General features: G+C 65.7%; 14 protein-coding genes. 6 read left to right on the top strand and 8 right to left on the bottom strand.

Annotation, left to right across the window (positions count from 1 at the left end; genetic code table 11):
- Nucleotides 1-14: 14 nt before the first annotated feature.
- The 5 genes from HAHE_RS04530 to HAHE_RS04510 all read right to left on the bottom strand — a co-directional run bounded on the left by HAHE_RS04530 (nucleotide 15) and on the right by HAHE_RS04510 (nucleotide 4,782).
- Entirely contained in the window at nucleotides 15-953 is a 939-nt protein-coding gene (locus HAHE_RS04530) for a MoxR family ATPase (protein WP_338688972.1), read from the bottom strand.
- Between the two features lie 5 nt (nucleotides 954-958).
- Nucleotides 959-2,866, bottom strand: coding sequence for a hypothetical protein (locus HAHE_RS04525; protein WP_338688971.1), 1,908 nt, complete (start codon nucleotides 2,864-2,866; stop codon nucleotides 959-961).
- Nucleotides 2,863-3,939, bottom strand: coding sequence for a M42 family metallopeptidase (locus HAHE_RS04520; RefSeq protein WP_338688969.1), 1,077 nt, complete (start codon nucleotides 3,937-3,939; stop codon nucleotides 2,863-2,865). Before HAHE_RS04520 ends, HAHE_RS04525 begins: the two co-directional genes overlap by 4 nt.
- Nucleotides 3,940-3,952: 13 nt before the next feature.
- Complete coding sequence (locus HAHE_RS04515; RefSeq protein WP_338688967.1) at nucleotides 3,953-4,201, bottom strand: hypothetical protein; 249 nt, start codon at nucleotides 4,199-4,201, stop codon at nucleotides 3,953-3,955.
- Nucleotides 4,202-4,323: 122 nt separating this feature from the next.
- On the bottom strand, nucleotides 4,324-4,782 hold the full coding sequence (locus HAHE_RS04510) for an iron-sulfur cluster assembly scaffold protein (RefSeq protein ID WP_338688965.1): 459 nt from the start codon (nucleotides 4,780-4,782) through the stop codon (nucleotides 4,324-4,326).
- Nucleotides 4,783-4,893: 111 nt separating this feature from the next.
- Here HAHE_RS04510 and HAHE_RS04505 point away from each other — a divergent pair, with 111 nt between their 5' ends.
- Genes HAHE_RS04505 through folD form a run of 3 tightly spaced genes read left to right on the top strand, consistent with a single transcriptional unit; the run spans nucleotide 4,894 to nucleotide 7,924 of the window.
- Nucleotides 4,894-6,387 (top strand): FGGY family carbohydrate kinase, encoded by a 1,494-nt coding sequence (locus HAHE_RS04505; protein WP_338688963.1) that lies wholly within the window; start codon nucleotides 4,894-4,896, stop codon nucleotides 6,385-6,387.
- Nucleotides 6,387-7,058 carry a lysophospholipid acyltransferase family protein gene (locus HAHE_RS04500; RefSeq protein ID WP_338688961.1) on the top strand — a complete coding sequence of 224 codons (672 nt, stop codon included), beginning with the start codon at nucleotides 6,387-6,389 and terminating at the stop codon, nucleotides 7,056-7,058. Before HAHE_RS04505 ends, HAHE_RS04500 begins: the two co-directional genes overlap by 1 nt.
- The gene (gene folD / locus HAHE_RS04495; RefSeq protein ID WP_338688959.1) at nucleotides 7,055-7,924 is read left to right on the top strand and encodes a bifunctional methylenetetrahydrofolate dehydrogenase/methenyltetrahydrofolate cyclohydrolase FolD; all 870 of its coding nucleotides are present in this window, start codon (nucleotides 7,055-7,057) and stop codon (nucleotides 7,922-7,924) included. Before HAHE_RS04500 ends, folD begins: the two co-directional genes overlap by 4 nt.
- A 364-nt stretch (nucleotides 7,925-8,288) precedes the next feature.
- On the opposite strand, the gene HAHE_RS04490 is transcribed toward folD, so the two are convergent.
- On the bottom strand, nucleotides 8,289-8,636 hold the full coding sequence (locus tag HAHE_RS04490) for a VOC family protein (RefSeq protein ID WP_338688957.1): 348 nt from the start codon (nucleotides 8,634-8,636) through the stop codon (nucleotides 8,289-8,291).
- Nucleotides 8,637-8,882: 246 nt separating this feature from the next.
- Between HAHE_RS04490 and HAHE_RS04485 the strand changes: the two genes are divergently transcribed.
- Nucleotides 8,883-10,850 carry a hypothetical protein gene (locus tag HAHE_RS04485; protein WP_338688956.1) on the top strand — a complete coding sequence of 656 codons (1,968 nt, stop codon included), beginning with the start codon at nucleotides 8,883-8,885 and terminating at the stop codon, nucleotides 10,848-10,850.
- 114 nt (nucleotides 10,851-10,964) lie between these two features.
- Nucleotides 10,965-11,468 carry an LURP-one-related/scramblase family protein gene (locus tag HAHE_RS04480; protein ID WP_338688955.1) on the top strand — a complete coding sequence of 168 codons (504 nt, stop codon included), beginning with the start codon at nucleotides 10,965-10,967 and terminating at the stop codon, nucleotides 11,466-11,468.
- A 45-nt stretch (nucleotides 11,469-11,513) separates the two neighbouring features.
- On the opposite strand, the gene uvrA is transcribed toward HAHE_RS04480, so the two are convergent.
- Together uvrA and HAHE_RS04470 are read right to left on the bottom strand one after the other, a co-directional pair.
- Nucleotides 11,514-17,225 (bottom strand): excinuclease ABC subunit UvrA, encoded by a 5,712-nt coding sequence (uvrA, locus tag HAHE_RS04475; protein ID WP_338688954.1) that lies wholly within the window; start codon nucleotides 17,223-17,225, stop codon nucleotides 11,514-11,516.
- 31 nt (nucleotides 17,226-17,256) lie between these two features.
- Nucleotides 17,257-18,057: a YdjY domain-containing protein gene (locus HAHE_RS04470; protein WP_338688952.1), complete on the bottom strand. Its 801-nt coding sequence runs from the start codon at nucleotides 18,055-18,057 to the stop codon at nucleotides 17,257-17,259.
- A 146-nt stretch (nucleotides 18,058-18,203) separates the two neighbouring features.
- Here HAHE_RS04470 and HAHE_RS04465 point away from each other — a divergent pair, with 146 nt between their 5' ends.
- Nucleotides 18,204-24,509, top strand: coding sequence for an Ig-like domain-containing protein (locus HAHE_RS04465; protein ID WP_338688950.1), 6,306 nt, complete (start codon nucleotides 18,204-18,206; stop codon nucleotides 24,507-24,509).
- Nucleotides 24,510-24,518 lie beyond the last annotated feature (9 nt).

Raw genomic sequence — 24,518 nt, 5'->3', positions numbered from 1 at the left:
TTCGATTCGGGGCGCTACGGCGACGGAACGCCGGCGAGGATTTCGGCGACGACGCCGCGGGCTTCGGTGCCGGCGAGGCGGGCCTCGGGTTCGACGACGAGGCGGTGGGCGATGACGTCGGCGGCGATGTCCTGGATCGTTTCCGGGATCACGAAGTCGCGTTCCTCGAAGAGCGATACCGCTTGGGAGGTGCGCATCAGGGCCAGCGACGCGCGCGGGCTGGCGGCGAGCTGGAGGTCATCGCGGTGGCGGGTGGCGGAGACGATCTCGACGATGTAGCGGCGCAGCTCGTCGCTGAGCCGCACCTGCCGGACCGCGGCGATCAGGTCGAGCATCTCGTCGCGGCTGATGCAGGGCTCGAGAGCCTCGACCGGGTGCTTTTCGACCTGATCGGCAAGAATCGAGCACTCCTCCTCGACGCTGACGTAGCCGAGGCGCGAGCGGATCATGAAGCGGTCCATTTGCGCCTCCGGCAGCGGATAGGTGCCGCGGAACTCGACCGGATTCTGCGTGGCAATGACGAAGAACAGACCGTCGAGATCGTGGCGGACGCCGTCGATGGTCGCCTGGCGCTCGGCCATCGCTTCGAGCAGTGCGGACTGGGTGCGCGGTGAGGCGCGGTTGATCTCGTCCGCCAGCAGGATGTCGGTAAAGACCGGGCCGGGGCGGAAATTGAATTCCTGCGTCCGGGGGTCGAGCACGGACACGCCGAGGATATCGGTCGGCAGCAGGTCGGGGGTGAACTGGACCCGCTTGAACTGGGCGCCCGAGATCGAGCGGGCGATCGTCTTGGCGAGGGTCGTCTTGCCGGTGCCCGGGACGTCCTCGACGAGGGCATGGCCGCCGGCGGCGAAGCAGGCGAGGATGCGGCGAACGGCCTCCTGTTGGCCGAGAACGACGTTGCTGACCGAGGATTCGAGTTTGAGAGCGGTTTGGTGAGGGTCCGTGGGCATGGTGACTACTCTCCGTCGGCTTCGCGACAGAGTTCGGTGTGAGCCGTGTGGGCTGCCTTGAGTTCTTCGACGGCGCTCTCCGGGAGGCGCCTGCCGAGGCGTTTCCAAACGTCGGCATTCAGGAACTCGCGGGCGCGGGTGTCCGCAAGGTAGAGGATGCCCTCGGGCAGGACCTTCGCTCCGGCGGGCGTGCTGACGATCGGGTGCAGCAGGTTGAATGGCGGGTCCTCGGGGTCGGGCGGTTGGTGGCGGATGCTGACCGCGGCCCAGCGGCCGAACCGGTGCATGCCGAGGATCTCCAAGGTGCTGCGGCTCGGCAGTTCCTGACCGAGGTAGGCGAAGAGCCGCCGGATGCCCTCATCGTCATCGAAGATCGCCACACGTTCGAAGATCCGTCGCGGCTTGCGCGATTGGAGCGCGGCGACCCATGCCTCGGCAGCGGCCCGGGCATCTTCCTCGGAGGGGGCGGAGTCGGCCGGCAGTCCGCCGAGACGGGCATTGAGCCCGAGCGTCTCCAGCCAGTCGGCGCGCGATTGGTCGCGGCTTTTCTGGAGCCAGAGCCGCAGCTTGTCCGTGAAATCCTCGAGTCTTGGAGCGGCATCGGGCGCGAGTCTCCAACCTGCGGGTCGGCGCACCAGACGGAGTTCGCGGATGAGGTCGCGGCGCAGTTCCGGGTTATAGGGATCGAGTTCGCAGTAGAGCGCGGCACCCTCGTCGCCGTCGGTCTCGCAATCGAGCAGCAGCCGGATCTGCTGGGAGTTCCGGAATCCCCGCCAGAGGTGGGCGTAGCTGGTCAGGGCGAGCATCGCGTCCTCCTCATCGTCGGTCGCGATGAAGGGGAGGATCGACCGCAGGCTCGGGTCGGCTACCTTGCTCAGGAAGGTTTCACCCAGCTCTTCCGGTGTGGCGAAACCCGCGGGCTTGGCGCTTTCGAAAAGCCGGACGGGAAACGAGGCCTTGAGATCGAAAAACGAAGGCGCCGCGGAAAGCTCCTCATCGTCCGCTCCGACCAACCAGCCGGGAAGCTTGAGGCGCCAGAAGCCGGCTTCGTTGCGTTCGAGGACCAACTCGCGGATCCCGATGGATTCCTGCCCGGGGCGCGCTTCGACCGGATCGAAGTCGCCGATGCTGACAATTGCCCGGCTCTTTTCGGTTTCGGTGTGGACGACCGCCCGCAGCACACGGTCGGAAACCAGGCGGCTCCAGGGGCCCGTGTGATGGGGATTCCGGCGCAGGCCGGTTGCGGTGACCGCGACCGTCTCGTCCCAGCCTTTCGGAAGCGGGTCCTCAAGCCCGCCGAGATAGGCGAGCGCGGCAGGCAGGCGGGAGTTCCTGCAGGCCTCGATGAAATCGAATACGAGTTTCTCCGGCGGACCCTCGAAGAGCTCGTCCTTGGTCAGCGTGCCACGGACATCGTTGAGCAGCTTTTCGCGGATGGAGGTGCGTACGGTTTCGAGCCGGGCGGCGCGCTGGTCGAGCATCCATGCCTCAAGCTTTTCAGCCTGCTTCGCCATCGACGGAACGTAGCTGATGCCGGTGTTCTCGAACGACGCGGGCACCGGCGCCGGAAGCCAGTTCTCTTCCCGCTTGATCAGGCCGATCGCGTGGATCTGGACGCCGGTCGGATCGAATTCTGTGACCTGCGAAATCAGGATCGCGGCCAGGTCGCCCTCGCGCTTTTCCTCAATGACCTCGCAGTCCCCGCGATCCAATTCTTCGGCGAGGTGATCCAGCCGGAGGCGGATCGATGCGGTTTTTTCGGCGGTCGTGCCGGGGGAAAGCGCCGTGTCCTCGAGCAGGTCGAGGTCGTCTTGCCGGATCGCATCGAGATACGCCATCGCCACCTCCTTCGGACCGATTTCGGCCCGGGCGGTGAGGGTCAGGCAAACGATGCCGGCAAGCAGTCGGATCACAGCGATTGATGGAACGGTTCGTCCTCCTTCACCGAAACGACGAAGGCGGCGAGAAGTTTGATGGTATTCTCGATGTCGTCGAGGTGAGCGGTCTCGACGACCGAGTGCATGCAGCGGAGCGGGAGGGAGACGAGGGCACTCGGCACGCCGCCGCGCTGCTGGAAGATCTTGTCGGTGTCCGTCCCGGTGAAGCGGCTGGACGCCTCGTGCTGGAGCGGGATGCCTTCCTTCTCGGCGATCGAAATCAGGCGCTCGACGATCAGTGGATGGTTGGCGGTGCCGTGGGTGACGGTCGGTCCGCCACCCAGCGTCACCTTGCCGTGCTGGTTCGTATCGAGGCCGGGCGTGTCGGTGGCATGGGTGACATCGAGGCAGATGCAGGCGTCGGGCTTCAGCCGGTAGGTCGCCATGACCGCGCCGTGACCGCCGATCTCCTCCTGGATCGCATTCAGGCAGACCAGCGAGGCGTCGGACTTCTTTTCCGACTTGGCCAGGCGTCGGAGCACCTGGGCGATGATGAACGAGCCGATGCGGTTATCGAGCGCGCGGGAGACGATGCGTTTGTGGGCGAGTTCGGTCGGGGTGTCGGCATAGACCGCGAAGTGACCGACCCGCAAGCCGAGCTCCGCGACTTCCTTGGCGGACGAGGCACCGACATCGACCCACAGCTCGTGGACCTTCGGCGCCTTTTCGTCGCCGAGCGAATCCTTGCGCAGGTGGATGGCGGTATTGCCGATGATCCCGAGGACTTCACCCTTGTCGCCGAGGATCCGCAGCCGGCGCCCGCGGGCGGTGGCGTGGTCGGAACCGCCAACCCGGTCGATGCGGAGGAATCCGTCGTCCTGAACCGCCTTGATCATCCAGCCGATTTCGTCGGCGTGGGCGGCGAGCATCACGCGGTGCTTCGACTTGCCCTTGAGGGTCGCCCAGGTCGAGCCATAGGCATCGCATGCGACCTCGTCGGCGGTTGGCTTCAGATAGTCGGCCCAGACCCGCTGGCCCAGCATCTCGCTGCCGGTGGGACTCGGGGTTTCAAGCAGGCGGAAAAGGAATTCGCTTTGGTTCTTGGTCATCGGCGGGAAAGGGTCAGGAGTCGTCGTCTTCGAGCAACTTGTCGATGTAGGCGATGTGTTCCCACGGGCAGCGGCCGCGCTGGTACTTGTTCCACAGTTTCTCGCGCAGCGCCTGCCAGAGTTCGCGGGGCACCGGGTCGATCGGCTCCCAGTCGGGATCGGTCTTGAGGGTCGTCTGGAACGTCCAGCGGCCGGCATGCCGGTTGGCCCGCCAGAAGCGCAGTCCCTCCTCCGTGCGTTCGCGCCATTCGTGGGATTCCATCTGCAGTGGAGCTTCCCGCCTGCACCCGGAACATGCAAGGCCGGGAGTGATCAAGGAGCGGCGTCCTTCGGGCGCCGATTCCGGACCGCCACGGCGCCCGGAGGACGCCGCTCCTTGCCAATCTAATCCAGCGGCACGATGCGGATGTTGCCCTTCGGCTTCTGAAGCTCGGCCGAGAGCGTCTTCGCCGGCTCGGCCGAGGCTTCGTCGGACGGACCGCCGAGCGCGTTGCGCAGGGCGCCCTCGACGAGCTGGCCGCAGTGGATCTTCATCGGCGGCAAGGGGCCGAGTTCGCCGGTCAGTTCGTCGGCGGACAGTTTGGCCGCCTCCTCGGCGGTCTTGCCCTTGAGCAATTCGGTGGCCATCGAGGCGACCGCGATCGCCGTCTGGCAGCCGAAGCTTTGGAAGGACGCCCGGTCGATCACCTTCTTGCCGTCCTTCTCGGTGAACTTCAGCCACATCCGCAGCATATCGCCGCAGTCGGGCGAGCCGACGGTGCCGACCGAGTCGGCGTCGCTCATTTCACCCTGGTTCTGAGGGTTGGAAAGCGCGTCGCGCACCTTGTCTTCGAAGTCGCTCATGCGGGAAGGATGGACCGGCCCCGTGGCGGATCAAGCCCGGGCTTGCCAAGGGTCCGGCCGATGCTGAGGGTGAGGACCACGAAAAGCCCGGCGCTTTCCACCCTTCCATCCATGCACTTTCTGGGAATCGAAATCGGCCACGGATTGACCCGTGTGGCGGCCCTCGAGCTCGAGGCCGCCCGCGTCACCGCGACCGCCTCGGCCCCGCTCGAGTGGATCGAGGGTCTGCCGGAAGGCTATGCCGAGCAGGACCCGGCGAGGTGGATCGGGGCTGTCGATCACGCCGTTCGCGAGGTGCTGGCGCAGCTGGGCGATGCCAAGGCTTCGGTCGCCGGGATCGGCGTGACCGCGCCCGCCGGCGGGATGGTGGTGCTTGATGGCGACGACCGCATCGTCCGGCCGGCCAAACGGGGGAACGACCGCTCGGCGCGTCGCCAGGTCGAGGAGATCGGCCGGGCTTTCGGCGGGGCCCCGGGGCTCATCGAGATGACCGGCAACGCGCTCTCGGCAGGTTCGCTGGCAGCCCAGGCACTTTGGCTGAAGGAGCACGAGCCGAAGCACTTCCAGCGGGCCGCCCGGCTGCTCTCGGCGCAGGATTTCATCGGCTACTGGCTGACAGGGACCAACGCGACTTCGGCATCGACCGCGGCGGCCAGCGGACTCTTCGAAGTGCCGAACCGGACGTGGTGCGAACCGCTGACAGCATTCATTGGCGAAGGCCTCGGCGGGTTGCTGCCCGAGGTGCTCGAAGCCCGGCAGGCGCGCGGTGCGCTGCGGGAGTCGCTGGGGGACGCGTGGGGGCTGCCGAAGGGAGTGCTGGTGGCTGCGGGAAGCGACGGCCGCGCGGCGGGATTGTTCGCCTCGGGCGCGGCGCTGCCGGAGGATCTGCTCGCGGATGTGTCGGCCGAAGGCGCGCTGGTCGGTCTGGCTGCGGAGGCGCGGGTCGACTTCCACGGCGAGGGCAAGGTCGGCTGCGACCTCGCGGGCAACGGCATCACCCGCATGGATCTCGAGAATGTGATCGCCGCTCCGGAGCTGATCCGGCGTCAGTATGGCTGGACGGGCGCAGAGTTCGACCACGCGATCACCGCCGCGCCGGCGGGTGCGGACGGTCTACTGTTTCTCCCGTATTTGAGAGGCGAGTCGGTGCCGCGGATGCCCGACGGCTGCGGTGTGCTGCACGGCATGACGCTCGACAATTTCACGCCGGGTAATCTCGCCAGGGCGGCGGCCGAAGGGGTGGCGCTCGGATTCGGATTCGCCATGAGCCGGCTGCGCGACATCGGATTCGAACCGACCGAGGTGCGCCTGACCCGCGATGTCGGGCCGACGTCGGCCCAGCTTCTGGCGGACGTTTTCGGAGTGCCGGTCGTTGCCGTTTCCGGTGGCGGCGGGGCGCTGCTCGGCGCGGCCATGCAGGCGGCGGTGGTGTATTTCCACGATCAGGGCGAGGAGCTCGGCTTCGATGAGATCGCGGGTTATGTGGTGACGGCCGACGAGGCGTCGCGGCGTCTGCCCGATGCCGCACTTCACGAATTCTACGGAGAGCTTCTGGCCCGTCAGCAGTACTTGGCAGAGACCCTCCACGCGGGGGGATTCCTGTGATGGGCAGCGAGATTCGCGAGAGTCGGAAGTCGTCGCTGCTGGGGTCCCTGGCCGGTTGGCTGATGCGCCTGTGGTGCATGACGCTGCGCTTCGAACTGGTGGACCGCTGCGGTCTCGGCGAGCGCGACAAGCTCAAGGGGCCGGTGATCTACGGGCTGTGGCACAACCGGATCTTCGTGGTGCCGGCGGCGTGGCGGAAACTCTGCGGCAAGTGGCGCAAGGCGGTGGTCCTGACAAGCGCCAGCCACGACGGCGCCACACTGGCACGCGCGGTGGGTGTTTTCGGCCTCGGATCGGTCCGCGGATCATCCTCGCGGCGCGGGGTGGCCGCTCTGGTCGCGCTGCGCAAAACGCTGCGGGACGGGACTGACTGCTGTGTCACGCCCGATGGTCCGCGCGGTCCGCGGTATGTCCTGCAGGCCGGGCTGGTGAAACTTGCGGAAGCTTCGGGCGCGCCGGTGATCCCGATCCACGTCGAATTCACCCGCGCCTGGCAGCTCGGCAGCTGGGACCGCTTCCGTCTGCCGGTGCCGTTCAGCAAGGTGCGCGTCATTTTCGACGAGGCGCTTGCGGTTCCGGGACGGCTTGGAGAGGATGAATTTGAAACTTGGCGCTCGCGGATCGAGGACCGGCTCCGGTCGGGTGTCGAGGACTTCAACGAAGCGACATGAGCAAGGTGATCGATGGAAAGGCAGTGGCCGCAACGGTTCTTGAGGAGTGCCGGCGGGAAGTGGATTCATTGAAGGCAAAAGGAGTGACTCCCGGGCTGGCCGTGGTGCTGGTGGGGGAGGATCCCGCTTCCATGGTTTACGTCGGATCGAAGGTCCGGACCTGTGGCGACCTCGGCATCCATTCGAGGAAGATCGAGCTACCGACCGAGACCACCCAGGAAGAGTTGCTGAAAGTCGTGGCGGAGCTGAATGCCGATCCGGCGATTCACGGTATCCTCGTCCAGAGCCCGCCGCCGGAGCAGATCGACGAGGAGGAAATCGTGAGGGCGCTCGACCCGGCGAAGGATGTCGACGGCTTCCATCCGGAAAACGTCGCCAAACTCGCATTGGAAGATCCCACCGGATTCGTTCCGTGCACACCGGCCGGTTGCATGCGCCTGATCAAGGAGGCGGGCATCGAGACCAGCGGCGCGAACGCGGTGGTGATCGGTCGCAGCATGATCGTTGGCAAGCCGATGGCGCTCCTGCTGATGGCGAAGGGTTCCGACGCGACCGTGACGGTGGCCCACTCGCGCAGCCGTGATTTGCCCGCGATCTGCCGCGAGGCCGACATCCTGGTGGCAGCCGTCGGCCGCCCGGAAATGGTCAAGGCGGATTGGGTCAAGGACGGGGCGGTGGTGATCGATGTCGGAATCAACCGCGTGGAGGATCCTTCGCGGAAGAGCGGCTACCGCCTGACCGGTGACGTCGCCTACGAAGAAGTCGCACCCAAGTGTAAGGCCATCACCCCGGTGCCCGGCGGAGTCGGGCCGATGACGATCGCGATGCTGATGAAGAACACCATCGCGGCGGCGTCGCGCGCGTGATTGCCGGTCCGGACTGCGGGTAGGGGAGTGGAGGAAAGGACCGCGCGGCTCCGACCGCGCCCCGGAACCCCGGCTCAACAGATGCCCGATTCTCGGGGGCGCGGTCGGAGCCGCGCGGTCCTGCTGGAAGCGGCCCTTGCTTGTCCGGTGCGTGAAGGATCGCAACGGCCTGTGGGCAGATCGCGGACGACTGGGGCAGTCGTCCCTACCTTCCGGGGCGCGGTCGGAGCCGCACGGTCCTGCTGAAAGCGCCGCTCGCTTGTCCGATGAGTCCGGGGTCGCAACGGCCTTGCCGGCGGATCGCGGACGACTGGGGGCAGTCGTCCCTACCTTCCGTAGCGCGGTCGGAGCCGCGCGGTCCTTTTCAGCTCCGCCGCTGGGTCATCATGAACTCGTTGCCCTCGGGGTCGATGCACATCGCGAGGTGAAGCGGTTCCTCCGGGGTGTCCGTGGGCTCGCAGGTCAGATCGCCACCGCATTCCTTCAGCCGACGGATGCCTTCGCGGAGGTCGTCGAGCTGGAATGACAGGCCGGTCCAGGTGCGCTTGCCTTCGCCACCGCCGTGGATGCCGATGATGGCTCCTTGGATGACGACCTCGCTCCAGACTTCCGATTCCATCGTCGCTTCGCCACCGAACAGCTCGCTGTAGAACTTCACGCAGCGCTGCCAGTCGGCCGCCCAGAGCACGTATTTCACTTTCTCGACCTGCATGGGCGCACGCTGTCAGGCGGGGGAGAGTGAGGCAACTTCACAGAGCGGAACGGGGATCGTGCAGGGTGCCATGTGGATCCGTGCAGGGTGCGGTTCTCGGAGAAACTTGGGAAAAGTCGGGGGATTCATAAGGCGCTGGCTGCCAGTTGGTCAGAACGCGGTTCCCAAGGCGGCAAGCAGTCTGCGTTTGAATGCGGGCGGATGGGATCCGTCGCACCGGAAACACAGAACCGAATTTCAACGATCATGAAAAACCGAACCATCACCATCATCGCCCTCTCCGCGGCACTCGCTGGCGGGGCGGTGTTTGTCGCCTCTTCAACCACCTCCGAGGCCGTGCCGCTGCCAGCGCAGGACGTCGACAACTTCGAGGTGCTGACGCGCGGACCTGTCCACGAGGCCTTCGCCGAGTCCGTCACTTTTGAACCCGAGCCAGGCATCATCGTCAACCAGCTGCCGCCTGAGCCTCTGGAAGAACTGCCGCCGGAGATGCGGCCCGAGGGAGACAACGTCACGTGGATCCCGGGCTATTGGGGCTGGGAAGACGACCAGAGCGACTACCTTTGGATCAGTGGCGTCTGGCGGAACCTGCCGCCCGAACGTCAGTGGGTTCCTGGCTACTGGGACGAACTCGGAAGTTCCGAGTGGCAGTGGGTTTCCGGATACTGGGGCGATGCGGACGTCGAGGAGGTGAGCTATTTTTCGACGGCTCCTCCCGCGACGGTCGAGGCCGGCCCGAGTGTCGCGGCACCGAGCTCCGACCATAGCTGGATTCCCGGATCATGGATTTGGGCCGATACCCGCTACGTGTGGCGCTCGGGCTACTGGTCGCCCCTTCGCGATGGCTGGACGTGGGTTCCCGCCCGATACGTCTGGACACCCCGCGGCTATGTGTTTGTCGACGGCTACTGGGACTACTCGGTCGCCCGTCGTGGCGTGGTCTTTGCTCCGGTGCATTTTCACCGCAATCACGGCGCCCGCTACCGTTATCAACCGAGCGTGGTGGTCGCTGTGAACGCGTTCGTCGACCACCTCTTCTACCGGCCGCGGACCTGCCACTACTATTTCGGCGACTACTATGACTCCCGTTATCTCTCGAGGGGATACAATCCGGCCTTCGCCTGGCACTCCGCGCGTGGCCACTACGATCCGATCTACGCTTACCAGCGCTGGAGCCATCGCGGCGACAAGCACTGGGAGAAGAAGCATCGCGACCGATACAACTATCTCACTTCGAACGTGCAGGCGCGTCCGCCCCATACGTGGTCGACGATGCGCACGATCCGCACGGAAGGATTCGGCGACCGTGCTTTCGCCAGCTCGATTCGGGACTATCCGAAGCGGGATTCCGGTGGCTTCAAATTCCAGCAGGTCGCCAAGTCGGACATCGAGAGGATCGGCCGGCAGCGCGAGCAGGCGGAGCAGTTTCGGAAGCTTCGCGAGAAGCTCGAAGTCCGCTCGTCTTCTCCGAAAGGCGAGGCCAAGGAGTTGAAGGAGAAGTTCCAGCGCTCACCCATCCGTGGTCGGGGTGACGAGGCTTTTGCCAAGTCGGTGAAGGTGCCGGAGCGTCCCGAGCCGAAGGGGAAAGCGATGCGCGATGCGATCGTCGAACGCCTCGAAAAGACCAAAGGTCCGCGCGGTAAATCGGATGGCGGCCGGCCGGAGGTCGGTCGCGGGCCCGACAAGGAGAAATCCCAAGCGTCTCAGCCCCGGGGTCGCGAGAAAGCTCCGGAGCGTGTCGATAAACCGGCTCCTCCGGGGAATGATAAGGGATCGGGCGCCCGCGCGCAGATGCAGGAGAAGCTGAAGGAACAGCAACGTAAGGCGTCGGAGGCCGCCCAGAAGGCAAAGGCGGCGAAGGAAGCCGGGGACCGTGCCGAAAAGGCAAAGCGGGATCAGGCGAACGAACGCGCCAAAGCGGCGGCTGCCCAGAAGGAGAAGGCGAAGCAGATGGAGCGTGCCAAGCAACAACAGCAGGAACGGGCGAAGCAGATGGAGCGTGCCAAGCAACAACAGCAGGAACGGGCGAAGCAGATGGAGCGTGCCAAGCAGCAGCAACAGGAACGCGCGAAGCAACTCGAGCGCGCGAAGCAAAAGTCGTCGCCCGGCCGGTCGAAGGACACCGGTTCCAGCAGCAAAGGCGGAGGAAGCTCCAAGGGTGGCGGAGGTTCCAAGGGTGGAGGCCCGGGCAAGGGCAAAGGTAAGAAGAAGTAGTTCGATCCAAGCCGCCTCCGCCCGGAGGCGGCTTTTCTCTTTTGGCAGCCGCGTTCCAAAGAACGGAAGGGGATTGTAACTGCCGACTGCAGGCGGGGTCTGACACACTCCGTCATGACTTATCAGATCCGTGAGAAATTCTGGTCGTGGGGAGATGACTTCAAGATTTGCGACAACGTCGGACGGCCGGTTTTCCAAGTGAAGGGCAAGGCCTTCTCATGGGGTGACAAGCTGTCCTTTCAGGACATGGCGGGCCAGGAACTCGCCTTCATCTCGCAGAAGATGTTCTCCATGATGCCTCGCTACGAGATCCATCGTAATGGACAGCTCTTCGCGGAGGTGGTGAAGGAGTTCCGCTGGTTCAGCAAGGAGTTCACGCTCGATGTGCCCGGTCCCAACGACTACACGATCAAGGGCCGCTTCTGGACCCACGACTACGAATTCACCCGCGGTGGTCGGGTCGTGGCCAACGTCAGCAAGGAGTTTTTCAGCATGTCCGACGTGTACGGCGTGCAGATCGTCGATGGTGAGGATGATGTGGCGATCCTCGCCGCCTGCATCGTCATCGACCAGGTGCTGCACGACGGCTCGGGATCATCGAGCGTCGATTTCGACTGATGGTGGCGGCCCGACGGCCGCCCAGCCAGATCGTGAGGTCGGGACTCAGTCCCGGTTCTCCAACTCGACCCGGAGGAATGGCGCGGTGCGCGATTGTTTCGAGCGGGCGATCTTCTCCGGAGGTCCCTGCGCGACGATCCGCCCCCCCGCCGCGCCGCCCTCGGGGCCGAGGTCGAGAATCCAGTCAGCCTCTGCGGCAACCGCCATGTGGTGCTCGATCACCACGACGGTGTGACCCTCGTCGACGAGCCGGTGCAGGACGTCGATCAGGCGCTTCACGTCCTCGAGGTGCAGTCCGACGGTCGGTTCCTCGATGAGGTAGAGATTGGTGGCCTTCAGCTCGCGCGTCGCGAGTCTTGCCTTGGCGCCCCGGCCGCGGATGAGCTGGGACACCAGCTTGATGCGCTGGGCTTCACCGCCGCTGACGGTCGGCGACGGCTGCCCGAGCTGGAGATAGCCGAGGCCGGTGTCGGCGAGGAGCTGCAGGGGAGCCGCGATCCGTGGCTGCGATTCGAAAAAGGCGGCGGCTTCCTCGATCGTGAGATGGAGGATCTCACCGATGTTCTTGCCGCGGAAGCGGACCTCGAGGGTGGCCGGATTGTAGCGCTGCTCGTCGCAGGCCTCGCAGGGAATCCATGTGGTCGGAAGGAAGTCCATCTCGAGCTTTACCCGGCCGTTGCCCTCGCACACCGCGCAGCGTCCGTCGCCGGTATTGAACGAAAAACGGGAAGCATCGTAGCCCCGCATGCGGGCGTCGGGAAGCTGGGCAAACAACTTGCGGATGTCGTCGAAGACCTTGACGTAGGTCGCCGGGCAGGATCGCGAGGTTTTGCCGATCGGAGACTGGTCGACTTCGTAAGTCGACTTGATCGCCTTGAAGCCGGCCGCCGACTTGAAAGGCGCGCCCTTCGGTTTTTTCCCGGCGCGCGCCGCCTCGGCGAGGCAGCGGTGCATCAAGGTCGACTTGCCGGAGCCGGAAATGCCGGTGAGCACCGTCAGGCGGCCCAGCGGGATCTCGACGTCGACATCGCGCAGGTTGTTGGCATGGCAGCCGGTGAGCTTGAGCCGGGCATGCGATTTGGAAATGGCGCGTCGTTTTCCCCGCGTCGGATGGACGATCGGGTGAACGAGGGCCTGATAAGTCGGGGAGAGGGTAGGGTCGGAGGTCTTCGGCCGACCGGCGGACGGGCGGGGGCGCCCGTCCCTACCTGCCGAAGTTGGCGGGTCGCCTTGGTAGACGATCTCGCCACCGAGGCGGCCGGCGGCGGGGCCGAGGTCGATGAGGTGGTCGGCACGGGCGATGGTGTCCTCGTCGTGCTCGACGACAATCAGCGAGTTGCCTCGGTCGCGCAGGCCGATGAGCGTGTCGAGGAGCTGTTCGTTGTCGCGCGGGTGCAGGCCGATGGTCGGCTCGTCGAGCACGTAGAGGACGCCGCGGAGGTTGGAACCGAGTTGGGCGGCGAGCCGGATGCGCTGGCTTTCGCCGCCGGACAGCGTGGTGGCGGAACGGTCGAGCTGGAGGTAGCCGAGACCGACGTGTTCGAGGAAGGCGAGCCGCTGGGTGATCTCGGGGAGAATGTCCCGTGCGATGAGCTGGTCGCGAGGTCCGGTGAACTTGACCTTGGAGAAATGCGTGTCCGCGTCGGTGACCGAGAAGCGCGAGAGGTCGGAGATCCGCAAGTCCGCCTTGTTGCGCGACGATGGCGTTCCGCCTCCGAGGCGAACGGCGCGGGACTCGGGGTTGAGGCGTGTGCCGTGACAGGACGGACACTCGACCAGTTCGGTGTCGTCCATCCGCGCGACCTTGCGGTCGGCATCGAGCTCGGCGGCGAGCACCGATTCGTGGCGCGATGGATCAAAGGCCCGGCGTCGTTTCGGCACCTGGCCGTGGCCACGGCATTCGGTGCACCAGCCGTAGGGTGAGTTGAAGGAAAACAGCCGCGGGTCGAGTTCGTCGAAGGACTGGTGGCACGACGGACAACTGGCTTCGGTCGAAAGGAGAACCAGCTCCTTGCCCGGGGTGAGGATGCGGATCGTGCCCTTGCCGATCTCCAGCGCCCGCTCGATCGAGGCGGACAGGTCTTTGAGGGCGGCTTTGTCAGAAAGCCCCGACGGCTCCGCCACGACGACGTCGATATCGTGCTCTTGATAACGGGTCAGCCTTTCGAAGCCCTCGGCTTCGCGGAACTGCCGGTCGACGAGCAGCTTCGTGAAGCCCTGCTTCAGTGCCCACTCGGCGACCTCCGTGTGGTAGCCCTTCCGGCCGCGGATCACGGGGGCGAGGATGCTGACGCCGCCGCGTTTCAGATGGCCGTGGATGGTTTTGTCGATTGCCGCGACCGATTGCTTCTCGACCGGCACGTCACAGTCCGGGCAATAGCGCGTGCCGAGCTTGGCGTAGAGCAGCCGGATGAAGTTCCAGAGCTCGGTGACGGTGGCGACGGTCGACTTCATGCCGCCTTGGGAAACCCGTTGCTCGATCGCCACGGTCGGCGGCAGGCCGTTGAGGATGTCGAGTTCCGGCTTCTCGAGTTGTTCGGCGAACTGGCGGGCGTAGGCCGACATCGAGTCGAGGAATCGCCGCTGTCCCTCTGCGAACAGGATGTCGAAGGCCAGGGTCGACTTGCCGCTGCCGGACAGGCCGGAGACCACGACGAACTGGTCGCGCGGGATGTCGACGTCGATGTTCTTGAGGTTGTGCTCGCGTGCGCCGCGGAGGGTGATGGAGGCGTCGGAGAGGGTGTGGGAGGACGAGTTGGTCCTTCGGGCTGCGGACGAGCGGGGGCGCTCGTCCCTACCTTTTTGGGCCCGACCTTTGAGGGCGGGCTTGAGGAAGCGGGCGGTTTCGGTCTTGAGCGTGGCGACCTTCTCCGGCGGGCCCTCGGCGACTAGCTTGCCGCCGTCGGCACCGGCACCCGGGCCGAGCTCGAGGATCCAGTCGGCCGACTTGATCACGTCGAGGTTGTGTTCGATGACCAGCAGCGTGTGGCCCTGTCCGACGAGCTTCTGGAACACACCGAGTAGGCGTTCGATGTCGCCGAAATGGAGACCGGTCGTCGGTTCGTCGAGGATCAGGAAGCGCGGCTTCTTGTGGCGCTTGCCGGTGTCCTCGGCGACGACCTGGCAGAGCTTCAGGCGTTGCGACTCACCGCCGGACAAGGTGTTCAACGGCTGGCCGAGCTTCACGTAGCCGAGGCCGACCTCACTCAATGGAAGCAGCGCGCGACGGATCGAGCTGTGGCGCTTGCGGGTCGACGAGGTCGATGACGGATCGTCGGCGTAGAAGGCGAGGGCCTGATCGACGGTCAGGTCGAGGATGTCGGCGATCGACTTGCCGCGGTAGTGGATGTCGAGGGCCGACGGCTTGTAGCGTCGGCCGCCGCAGTCCGGGCAGGTGACCTGGATGTCCGAAAGGAACTGCATCTCGACCTTCTCGAAGCCGGCGCCGGAGCAGCGGTCGCAGCGGCCGTCGCCGGAGTTGAAGGAAAAGTATCCGGTGGTGCAGCCGCGCGAACGGGCGTCGGATGTCTGGGCGAAGAGCTGGCGGATCTCGTTGAACGCGCCGAGCAGGATGGCGGGCGTCGAGCGCGACGTCCGTGCGAGCGGTGATTGGTCGACCAGCTGGACCTCGCTGATGTACTGCGATCCACGTAGTTCCTTGATCGGGGCCGGGTCGAGTTCCTCGGTCGGCTGACGGAGCTTGCGGGCGAGGTTGGCGTAGATGACGTCGTGGGCGAGGGTGGACTTTCCGGAGCCGGAAACGCCGGTGAGGCAGACGAGCAGTCCGAGCGGGATGTCGGCGTCGAGCTTGTGCAGGTTGTGGCGGGTCGCACCCTTGACCGTCAGCTTGCCGTTCTCCGGTTCGCGGCGGTTTTCAGGGAGGGCGATCGAGCGCTCGCCGGTGAGCCAGGGGAGGGTTCCGGGTAGGGACGAGCGCCCTCGCTCGTCCGCCTTTCGGCCGGGGGCGTCCGATCCGACCTCGCCTTGGTAGATCAGGGTTCCGCCGTGTTCGCCGGAAGCGGGGCCGAGGTCGACGAGTTGGTCGGCGGCGCGCATCACGGTCTCCTCGTGTTCGACCACGACGAGCGTGTTCCCCTTGTCGCGCAGGTCGTGCATCACGCCGACGAGGCGCTCGATGTCGCGGGCGTGAAGACCGACGGTGGGCTCATCGAGCACGAACAGCGTGTTCGAAAGCGACGCACCGAGGCAGCTCGTCAGGTTGACCCGCTCGATCTCGCCGCCGGAGAGCGTGCGCGCCGGGCGGTCGAGTGTGAGGTAGCCGAGCCCGACCTGCTCAAGGTAGCCGAGGCGCGACGCGATCTCGGTCCAGACAAGCTTGAGTGACGGGTTGTTCTCCAGCGGCAGGTCGAGCTCCCGAAAGAAAGCGTGGAGTTCGTTGACCGGCAGTTTCCAGAGGTCCGGCAACGTCTTGCCACCCACCCGGAAACAGAGGGCCTCGGGCTGCAGTCGGCGTCCGCGGCACTTCGGGCAGGCGGTGTAGGACCGGTAGCGCGAGAGGAAGACGCGGACGTGCATCTTGTAGGCCTTCGTTTCGAGCCAATCGAAGAAGCCCTTCACTCCGTACCAGCCGCCGTCGCGCCAGATCTCCTCCATCTCCTCCATGTCGGCGTCGGGGCTGTCGCCGTAATTGACCCACTCGCGGACGTCCTCATCGAGGTCTTCCCACGGCGTTCGGATGTCGATGCCGCGCTCGCGGCAGTTGCGGACGAGGTCGCGCTGGCATTCGTCGCCGCGCTCTCCTTGGAACGGCTTGATGGCTCCCTTGGCGATCGAGAGCGTCGGGTCCGGCACGGCCTTCTCAAGATCCAGACCGATCACCCGGCCGAAGCCGCGGCACTTCGGGCAGGCACCGAGCGGGTTGTTGAAGGAGAAGAGCGACGGGGTGGGGGGACGCAGCGTGAAGCCGGTCTCCGGGTTGGTCCAACTCGTCGTGAAGCTGCGCGGCGAGGGGAGCGACTCGGCATTCGCGGCGGCGCTGCCCTTGCCGAGCGCGAACGCGGTTTCGAAGGCCTCGAGGAGTCGGGTCTGGGACGACTTCGAAACGCGAATCCGGTCTTGGATGACCTCCACCTTGGTCCCGGCTTCGAAAGCTGCGGGCTGCTCATCGGTGCGTAGGACCCGGCCGTTGGCGTCGAGGATCCGGAGGTAGCCCTGCTGGTTGAGAAAGGGGAAGAGGTCCTCGCTCTTCGTTTCCTCCGGGACGGGCACCGGGAAGGTCACGAGGACCTGCTCTCCGGAAAGGTTGGCGATCACCCATTCGGCGGCCGACTCCGGCGAGTCGGGCCGGATTTCGGCGCCGGTCTTCGGGTCGTGACCGGTCGCCGCGCGGGCGAAGAGGAGCTTCAGGTAGTCGTTGATCTCGGTCAGCGTGCCGACCGTCGAGCGGGTGGTCCGGATGTTGTTCTTCTGCTCGATCGCGATCGCGGGCGGGATGCCGTCGATGCGGTCGACGTCCGGCTTGTCCATGCGGTCGAAGAACTGCCGGACGTAGGGCGAGAAGGTCTCGACGTAGCGGCGCTGGCCCTCGGCGTAGAGTGTGTGGAAGGCGAGCGAAGATTTGCCCGATCCGGACGGACCGGTGACCACCGTGAGCTGGCCGAGCGGGATATCGAGATCGAGGCCCTTGAGGTTGTGCTGGCGCGCGCCGCGGATGCGGATGGCGGGAATCTCCGCGGCCCGCTTCTTGCTCGATTTCCGGCCGGTTTTTCTCGCGCTGCTGCGTGTCTTGCTCGCCACGTCGGCAGACTAGGCCGGATGGCCGGTGTGGCTAGCGGAGTTTGAAGACGATGCGCACCGGGTGACCGACCTTCGGCAGGGCCTCGGTGTTGGGGATGTGGACCTCGTCGTTGTCACGGGTGGATCCCGGGTAATTGATCAGCGCTTCACCGTCGCGGATGATCGAAATGACGGATCCGTCGCGGCTTGCGACAAAGGTGCCGTCCTGCTGGACCCGCGAGCCGTTGTAGAGCCAGAGCGTGGCGGGCGCCGGGCTCTGACCGGCCCCGTCGCCTCCGGCACCCGTCAGCGCGAGCGCTTCGTGGAGGTTGATCTTCGCCGGTGGTCCGTTCCGGTCCCACTCGATCCACGCCTGGATGGCGGATCCCTTCGGCACGGCGAGGGCCTGCTCCATCGGCCCCAGTTCTGCCGTCGGCTGCATGCCCATCAGCAGCGCAGCCACGTGGATGTCGCGCGGCTCGACGTCGGTCACGAACACCGACTCGTGGACCTTTCCTTTGCGGGTCACCAGCATGTACTCGACCGGATTCTCTCGCATCAGAACGGCGGCGGGAACGGTGATCGTCCGCTTCGACTTGTCGAACTCGACCCGGCCGATCCGGTAGCGCTCGTCGCCGAGCGGGACCACGGCGGATTCGTTGGGCGGTGTGGCACCTGGCACTTCGGCGGGCGGAGATTCCGGCGGCCCGGAGGGTTCGGGTGTTGGATTCGCGGGTTCCTCAATGATCTCCAATTTCTCCTCCGGCGCACCGTCACCCATTCGGGAAATGCCATAGATCGCCAGCCCGAGCAGTGGCAGGCCGATCAGAAATGGCAGGGGACGTAACTTCATGAAAGCTAAGGGAATTTGCGTATGCTGGCGCTAAAGATCAAAAAAAAGCGTGTTTCAGGATCCGTTTTGCCCATTGTATGGTCTTTGTCCAGACGGAAGTCGGACACTGCCCCATCCCAAATTACTGCCCAACCCGTTCAAGCCCAATGAAGTGCCTGCCCGCTCGTTTGCTGGTCTGTTTGGCTGCGCTTGGCCTGCCAGCCGCCGTTTCCGCTGAAGATTTCCCACTCGGTCCGATCGGAGGGACCGGCGACGGAGTGCCCGGATCCGGGCTGGTCGTCGTCAAGAGTGTCCAGTCCGGAGGACCGGGCGCCACCGCCGGGCTGCTGGCGGGTGATTTCATCGCCGGCGCCGACGGGATCCCGTTCGGGGTCCACTCGACGAACTCGAACAACGGCTACCAGGGAGCGGTTCAGGATCTCGGCATGGCGATCGACCGGGCCGAGGGCGGAACCGGCATCGTGACCCTCAACGTGATCCGCAGCGGCACCGGCGGCGTCGACATTCCGGTCACCGTCGGCACCTCCGGGGAGCTCGGACCGGCATGGCCCGCGGGGAGTTCGAAGGGCGATGCCGCCTACGAGTGGTGCTGCGACGAGATCCACGCCAAGGTGAATGCCAGTTCGAACGGCAACTTCGGCTACAACAGCGGCTGGTTCGGAATCATCCTGCTGTCGCACCCGGACTGGAACTCGACCACCGGCGCGAGACCGTTCCGCAACTCGATCGACAAGCTCCGCACGCGTTGCGAGGACTACCTGAACGGCCGCGCCTTCGAGCCGGTGGAGCCGAGCATCGACCAGGCGCTCTATGACTCGCAGGGACCGGGGCTTGAAAACTGGGACGTCTGCGCAAGTACGATGTTTCTCGCACTTTACCGCTCGAAGACGGGCGACACTTCGGCCGACACGATCGTCCAGAAAGCCGCCGAGATGGTGGCCAACCGGGTCCAGCACTGGAGCCAATACAACGACGCCGGCACCGTCTTTGTTGCGGGTGACGGACGCATGGGACACGGCGGCGTGCACGGTGACTACTCGCACTACAACGGCGCGGGCGGGCTCAACATCATGAACGCCCACGCGGTCACCGCGCTGGCGCTGACCAAGCTGGCCGGGGCGGATCACACCGTGACACCGGGGACGACGCTGAACGACGCTTCGGGCGATCCCTTGCCCGACATCGAGGAGAAATTCCTGTGGTGCTGGGACCGGATCAAGGTCGCGACCAATGTTGGCGGCGGATCCGACGACGGCAATGTCGGCTACGTCGGCCAGCAGGGCGGTGGCGACAGTTCCGGCCGCACCGGCGGAGCCTTCGCCGGATGGAATCTCTACGGCCTGGCCGGAACGGCGGACGACAACGACAAGGCGGCGCGCCAGGAGGACTATCTCGTGCGGCGTTGGTTCCGGCAGCAGCACGCGCACGCCTACACCCTTGGCGGTGTCGCGCTGTCGCAAATGGCGATGCCGTGGGTCGGTGACCGCGGCCGCCGCCACTATCAGGAGAACTCGCGCTTTTACACCGTGCTGTCGCGCGGCCCGAGCGGTTCGGTCGCCTACTTCCCCGGTCGCCAGAACAACGGTGGCGACAGCTATCTGAACAAGGGCAACGTCGCGCTGGTGAACGGGGCGATCGCGACCGCGATCCGGTCGGGCAACCTGCCCGGTTTCCCGGTTCCCGATCCCGACCAGCTCGTGTTCCACATGAAGGCTCCGGTGAACTCCTGGCCGGCGCTCGAGGCGCGTCAGGCACGGGTGGACTCGCTGACGAAATCGCTCGAGGTCGACATCACCGACATCGACGGCAACGTGCTCGCCCCGGCAAGCTACACCGCGAGTTGGACGCATGTTTCCGGACCCGGAACGGCCACCTTCGGCAGCCCTGCCGCCGCGACGACCGATGTCACGGTTCCCTCGGACGGCACCTACCGGGTGCAGCTGGAAGTGACGACCGCGGGCTACACGCTGACCGAGCCGATCGATTTGCTGGTCGATACGGTGGCGCCTCCCGCGGGCATCGCACCTTACGTGGTGACGGAGCCATCGTCGCGCACCGCTTCCCAAGGCGAGTCCGTGAGTTTCACCGTCGATGCCCAAGGCACCACGCCACTCGTCTACCAATGGCGTCTCGACGGATCGCCGATCGGCTCCGCCAGCACCTCGCCGTTGCTGAGCATTCCAAACGTGGCCGCGGCTTCCGCGGGAGACTACGACTGCGTGATCTCCAATGCCTACGGGACGACCACCAGCGACGTGGCGACGCTGAGCGTCGATGGGGTCGGCAGCTTCGGTTGGGGTGGGCTTTGGCGCGACGTCTACACGGGCATTTCCGGGGCCTCGGTCGCTTCCCTGACCGGTGCCGCTTCCTATCCGAACTTCCCGGACGTGGGTGAGTTCATTGCCGGCGGTGAGGCTCCGCAGAACTACGCCGACAACTACGGGCAACGGATCGCCGGCTGGATCACACCGCCGGAGAATGGCGACTACACATTCTACCTCGCGACCGACGATGCTTCGGAACTCTGGCTCTCGACCGACGCCACACGGGCGAACCGGGTGCTGATCGCGTCGGAGCCGAGCTATCGTGGGTATCGCGCTTGGTCGGGAGCACCCGCTTCCGCTCCGATCACCCTTGTTGGCGGCCAACGCTACTACGTCGAGGTTCTCCACAAGGAAGGCGGTGGCGGCGACCACTGCAGCTTCACCTGGAACTGGCAGTCGCCGGGAGTGTGGGCCGCCCCGACGGGTGGCGCTGCTCCCTTGCCGGGCGCGGTGCTTGAATACCAGGTCGGCGGCACGGTCAGTGACACCGCGGTTCCGCCGGCGAACTACGTGCCGGTCGCCGATCCTCAGAGCCTGACCATTTTCGGCGGAGCCGCGACACCGATCACGCTGACCGGAAGCGACTTCGAACCCGGGGTACTGACCTTCACGGTCGTCGACAGCCCGTCGAAGGGCGTTTTGAGCGGAACCGCTCCCAATCTCACCTACACCCCCAATGGTGGCGCATCGGGCACCGACGTTTTGACCTTCGAAGTGAGCGATGGCGTCAACACATCGACCCCGGCTGAGGTTACGATCACGCTGGTCCCCGAGTCCGGCAGCAGTCTCAAGACCTGGGAAGGTCTGACCGACGCGACCTGGGCGGCGGGATCGAACTGGATCGGTGGTGCTTCTCCCGGCGTTGGTGACGCGGTGCTTTTCGATACCAACTCGGTTTCCAATCTCGCGACCGATACCGGTGCCGGCTCCAGCGTCGAAAGGATCGTGCTGATCGACCCGATCGGTGCGGTTTCGATTGCCGGTGGAACGCTGACGCTTGCCGATGGCATCGAAATGCTGGCGGCGGTCGAGGACCTGACGGTTTCGGCGCCGCTGACACTGGGCGGCGACCAGGCCTGGGCGGTCGGAAACGGCGGCAGCCTGACGGTCAGCGGGCAGCTGGGTGGATCGAACGTGCTTACCAAGTCCGGTCCCGGCGAACTCACGCTGAACGGCACCAGCCCGTTTTCCGGAAGCGTGGTCGTGGCGGAGGGAACGCTGCGCCTGAGCGGTGGCGGATGGTATCAGGGGTACGTCGGCGGAAACACGACAATCACCGTAGCCGACGGCGCGACCGTGGTGAACGTCAACTCGCACTCGTTCGGAAGCTCGAACGGAGCGGCGCGGGACTTCGTTCTCGACGGGGGTTCCTTCCTGCTCGCGGCCGAGACTTACTTCAGGAACGCCGAACTGACCGGCGGATTGATCGACAACACGGTCGGCGGAGGTGGCGACATCCGCTCGCGTTCGGGTGGTTCGACCGTGACCGTGCGCGCCTCGGACGAGTCGTCGGTCATCGCGGCGAGCTTCAGCCACGTCGGCGCGACCACCTATCTCGTCGAGGACGGGGCCGCATTCAGCGACCTGCTGGTCACCGGCGCCCTGACAAACTCCGGCAAGATCACCAAGGATGGCGACGGCCGCATGACCCTTTCCGGTGTGAACACCCACACCGGCGACATCGACATCATGATCGGCCGGTTGGCGGTCACCGGCTCGCTCGACGCGGCCGATGATGTGCTGGTCGAAGGCGGCGCGACTCTCGAAGGAACGGGATCGGTCCCCGGAATCGTGACTCTCGAAGGCGGGCTCGAGCCCGGTGTGGAAGGCACCGCGGTGTTCAGTATCGGTACCCTGAACCAGGACCCGGCGGCCGTGACGATCGTCGAACTCGGAGGAACGACGGCTGGAAGCGGATACGACCAGCTAGCCGTCACCGGGACCGCCACTCTGGCGGGCGTGCTCGATGTGCTGCTGGTGGATGGATTCGTGCCCGACGTCGGCGACAGCTTCGATGTCCTCGTGGCCGGCGCACGCGTCGGTTCGTTCGGCACGATCGATCTGCCGACGCTTCCCTCGGGTCGGCTGTGGCAGGTGACCGAGGATCCGGTAGGGACTCCCGGACTGCAACTTTCCGTGGTTGCCGGCAACCTGCCTCCGACTTTCGACTCCGATCCCGTGGTCGGCGCGGGTGCCACCGAAGACTCGCCATATGCCGGCACGCTCGATGGCACGGCGACCGACCCGAATCCGGGGGACGTCCTGACCTACCAGAAGCTTTCCGGTCCGGGCTGGCTGACCGTCGATCCGGACGGAAGCCTGTCCGGAACACCGTCGAATGCGGACGTCGGCCTCAATGCCTTTTCGGTCGAGGTCAGCGATCCCCTCGGCGAGACCGACACCGCGACGCTTGAGATCACGGTGGCGAACGTCAACGACCCGCCCGCCTTCGCGACCGATCCGATCACCGGCACCGGCGGCACTCAGAACTCACCGTATTCCGGCACCTTGGACGGCAGCGCATCCGATCCGGACGCCGGCGATGTGCTTACCTACTCGAAGGTCTCCGGGCCGCCGTGGCTTTCGGTGGCTGGAAATGGCACACTCACGGGAACACCGCACGGCGGAGACGTGGGCAACAACGTGTTCGTGGTGCAGGTCGAAGATGCCCTCGGCCTCCAGGACACGGCGACGCTTGAGATCTTCGTCACCAACGTCAACGACCCGCCGGTCTTCACCGCTGACCCGATCGTCGGGGCTGCCGCGACGCAGGACGCTCCGTACAGCGGCACTCTCGCGGGAACGGCCACGGATCCCGACGCAGGAGACACCCAGACTTTCGCAAAAACCGGGGGCCCGGGATGGCTCACGGTGGCACCGAACGGCAGTCTGTCCGGCACTCCTGGGAGCGGTGATGTCGGGTCGAATGCTTTCACCGTTCAGGTGACCGACGGCGGAGGTCTGACCGACACCGCCACGCTCACCATCGAGGTCAGCAACGTGAACGACCCGCCGACCTTCACCGCCGACCCGATCAATGGCGCGGATGCCACCGAGGACTCGGCCTACTCCGGCGGTCTCGCATCCTTCGCCGATGACCCGGACACGGGCGACACGCTCACCTTCAGCAAGACCGGTGGTCCGGCGTGGCTATCCGTCGGGGGCGACGGCTCCCTGTCGGGTACGCCGCTCAATGATGACGTCGGAAGCAATGTCTTCACCGTGCGGGTCACCGACCTCGCCGGTGAGTTCGCCGAAGCGACCTTGGCCGTGACGGTGATCAACACCAACGACCCGCCGGTCTTCTCCGCCGATCCGATCCTGTTGGCAGGAGCCGACGAGGATGTCGCTTTCTCGGGCGAGACGCTGGCGACCTACGGCGATGACCCGGATGTCGGTGACACGGTGACGTTCTCCAAGGTCAGCGGTCCCGCATGGTTGACGGTGGCGCCGGACGGCGCGCTCGGCGGCACGCCTCCTCCGGGAAGTGCCGGAACGAATGTCTTCGTCGTTCGCGCGACCGATGGTGAAGCCGCGGAGACCGATGCCTCGCTGGAGATCGAGGTCACCGGAACGTCCCTCTCTCTGCCATGGGAAAGCACCGACATCGGCTCGCCCGGGCTGGCCGGGTCGGCCTCCGACAGCGGGGGAGTATTCAGCGTTTCGGGAGCGGGCTACCTCGATGACCGGCAGGACAAGTTCCAGTATGTGTGGCAGACGCTCGAGGATGACTTCACGATCACCGCGCGGGTGAGCTCACTGCAGGATACCGGCCCGGATGCGAGGGTCGGCATCATGGTGCGCGACACGCTCGGCGGGAACTCGCGCCATGTCTTCCTCGGTGTCGAGGGTTCCGGCGGCTTCCGTTGGGTCCGCCGGACGAGTCCCGGCGCGCGGACCGCCACGTCCCGCAGCGGCAACAGCGCGGGTGGTGATCCGTGGCTGCGACTCCAGCGTGTCGGTGGAATGGTGACGGCCTACAAGAGCCTCGACGGAACCAACTGGATCCGGCTCGGCTCGCTGACCGCCAACCTGCCGTCGACCTGCTACCTCGGTCTCGTGGTCGCGAGTGGCGATGAGGCGGTGCTCAACGCGTCGGAATTCGATTCGGTGAGCGTCACGCCCTGATTGGCAACC

The organism is Haloferula helveola (genome assembly GCF_037076345.1).
Lineage (GTDB): Bacteria > Verrucomicrobiota > Verrucomicrobiia > Verrucomicrobiales > Akkermansiaceae > Haloferula > Haloferula helveola.
Note: the sequence above shows the minus strand (reverse complement) of the source record. Positions and strands in the feature narration are given on the sequence as shown.

Excerpts from the sequence above, each read along its gene's own strand:
- HAHE_RS04530 (WP_338688972.1), bottom strand. The coding sequence starts at position 953 with ATGCCCACGGACCCTCACCAAACCGCTCTCAAACTCGAATCCTCGGTC.
- HAHE_RS04520 (WP_338688969.1), bottom strand. The coding sequence starts at position 3,939 with ATGACCAAGAACCAAAGCGAATTCCTTTTCCGCCTGCTTGAAACCCCG.
- HAHE_RS04515 (WP_338688967.1), bottom strand. The coding sequence starts at position 4,201 with ATGGAATCCCACGAATGGCGCGAACGCACGGAGGAGGGACTGCGCTTC.
- HAHE_RS04510 (WP_338688965.1), bottom strand. The coding sequence starts at position 4,782 with ATGAGCGACTTCGAAGACAAGGTGCGCGACGCGCTTTCCAACCCTCAG.
- HAHE_RS04505 (WP_338688963.1), top strand. The coding sequence starts at position 4,894 with ATGCACTTTCTGGGAATCGAAATCGGCCACGGATTGACCCGTGTGGCG.
- HAHE_RS04500 (WP_338688961.1), top strand. The coding sequence starts at position 6,387 with ATGGGCAGCGAGATTCGCGAGAGTCGGAAGTCGTCGCTGCTGGGGTCC.
- folD (WP_338688959.1), top strand. The coding sequence starts at position 7,055 with ATGAGCAAGGTGATCGATGGAAAGGCAGTGGCCGCAACGGTTCTTGAG.
- HAHE_RS04490 (WP_338688957.1), bottom strand. The coding sequence starts at position 8,636 with ATGCAGGTCGAGAAAGTGAAATACGTGCTCTGGGCGGCCGACTGGCAG.
- HAHE_RS04485 (WP_338688956.1), top strand. The coding sequence starts at position 8,883 with ATGAAAAACCGAACCATCACCATCATCGCCCTCTCCGCGGCACTCGCT.
- HAHE_RS04480 (WP_338688955.1), top strand. The coding sequence starts at position 10,965 with ATGACTTATCAGATCCGTGAGAAATTCTGGTCGTGGGGAGATGACTTC.
- HAHE_RS04470 (WP_338688952.1), bottom strand. The coding sequence starts at position 18,057 with ATGAAGTTACGTCCCCTGCCATTTCTGATCGGCCTGCCACTGCTCGGG.
- HAHE_RS04465 (WP_338688950.1), top strand. The coding sequence starts at position 18,204 with ATGAAGTGCCTGCCCGCTCGTTTGCTGGTCTGTTTGGCTGCGCTTGGC.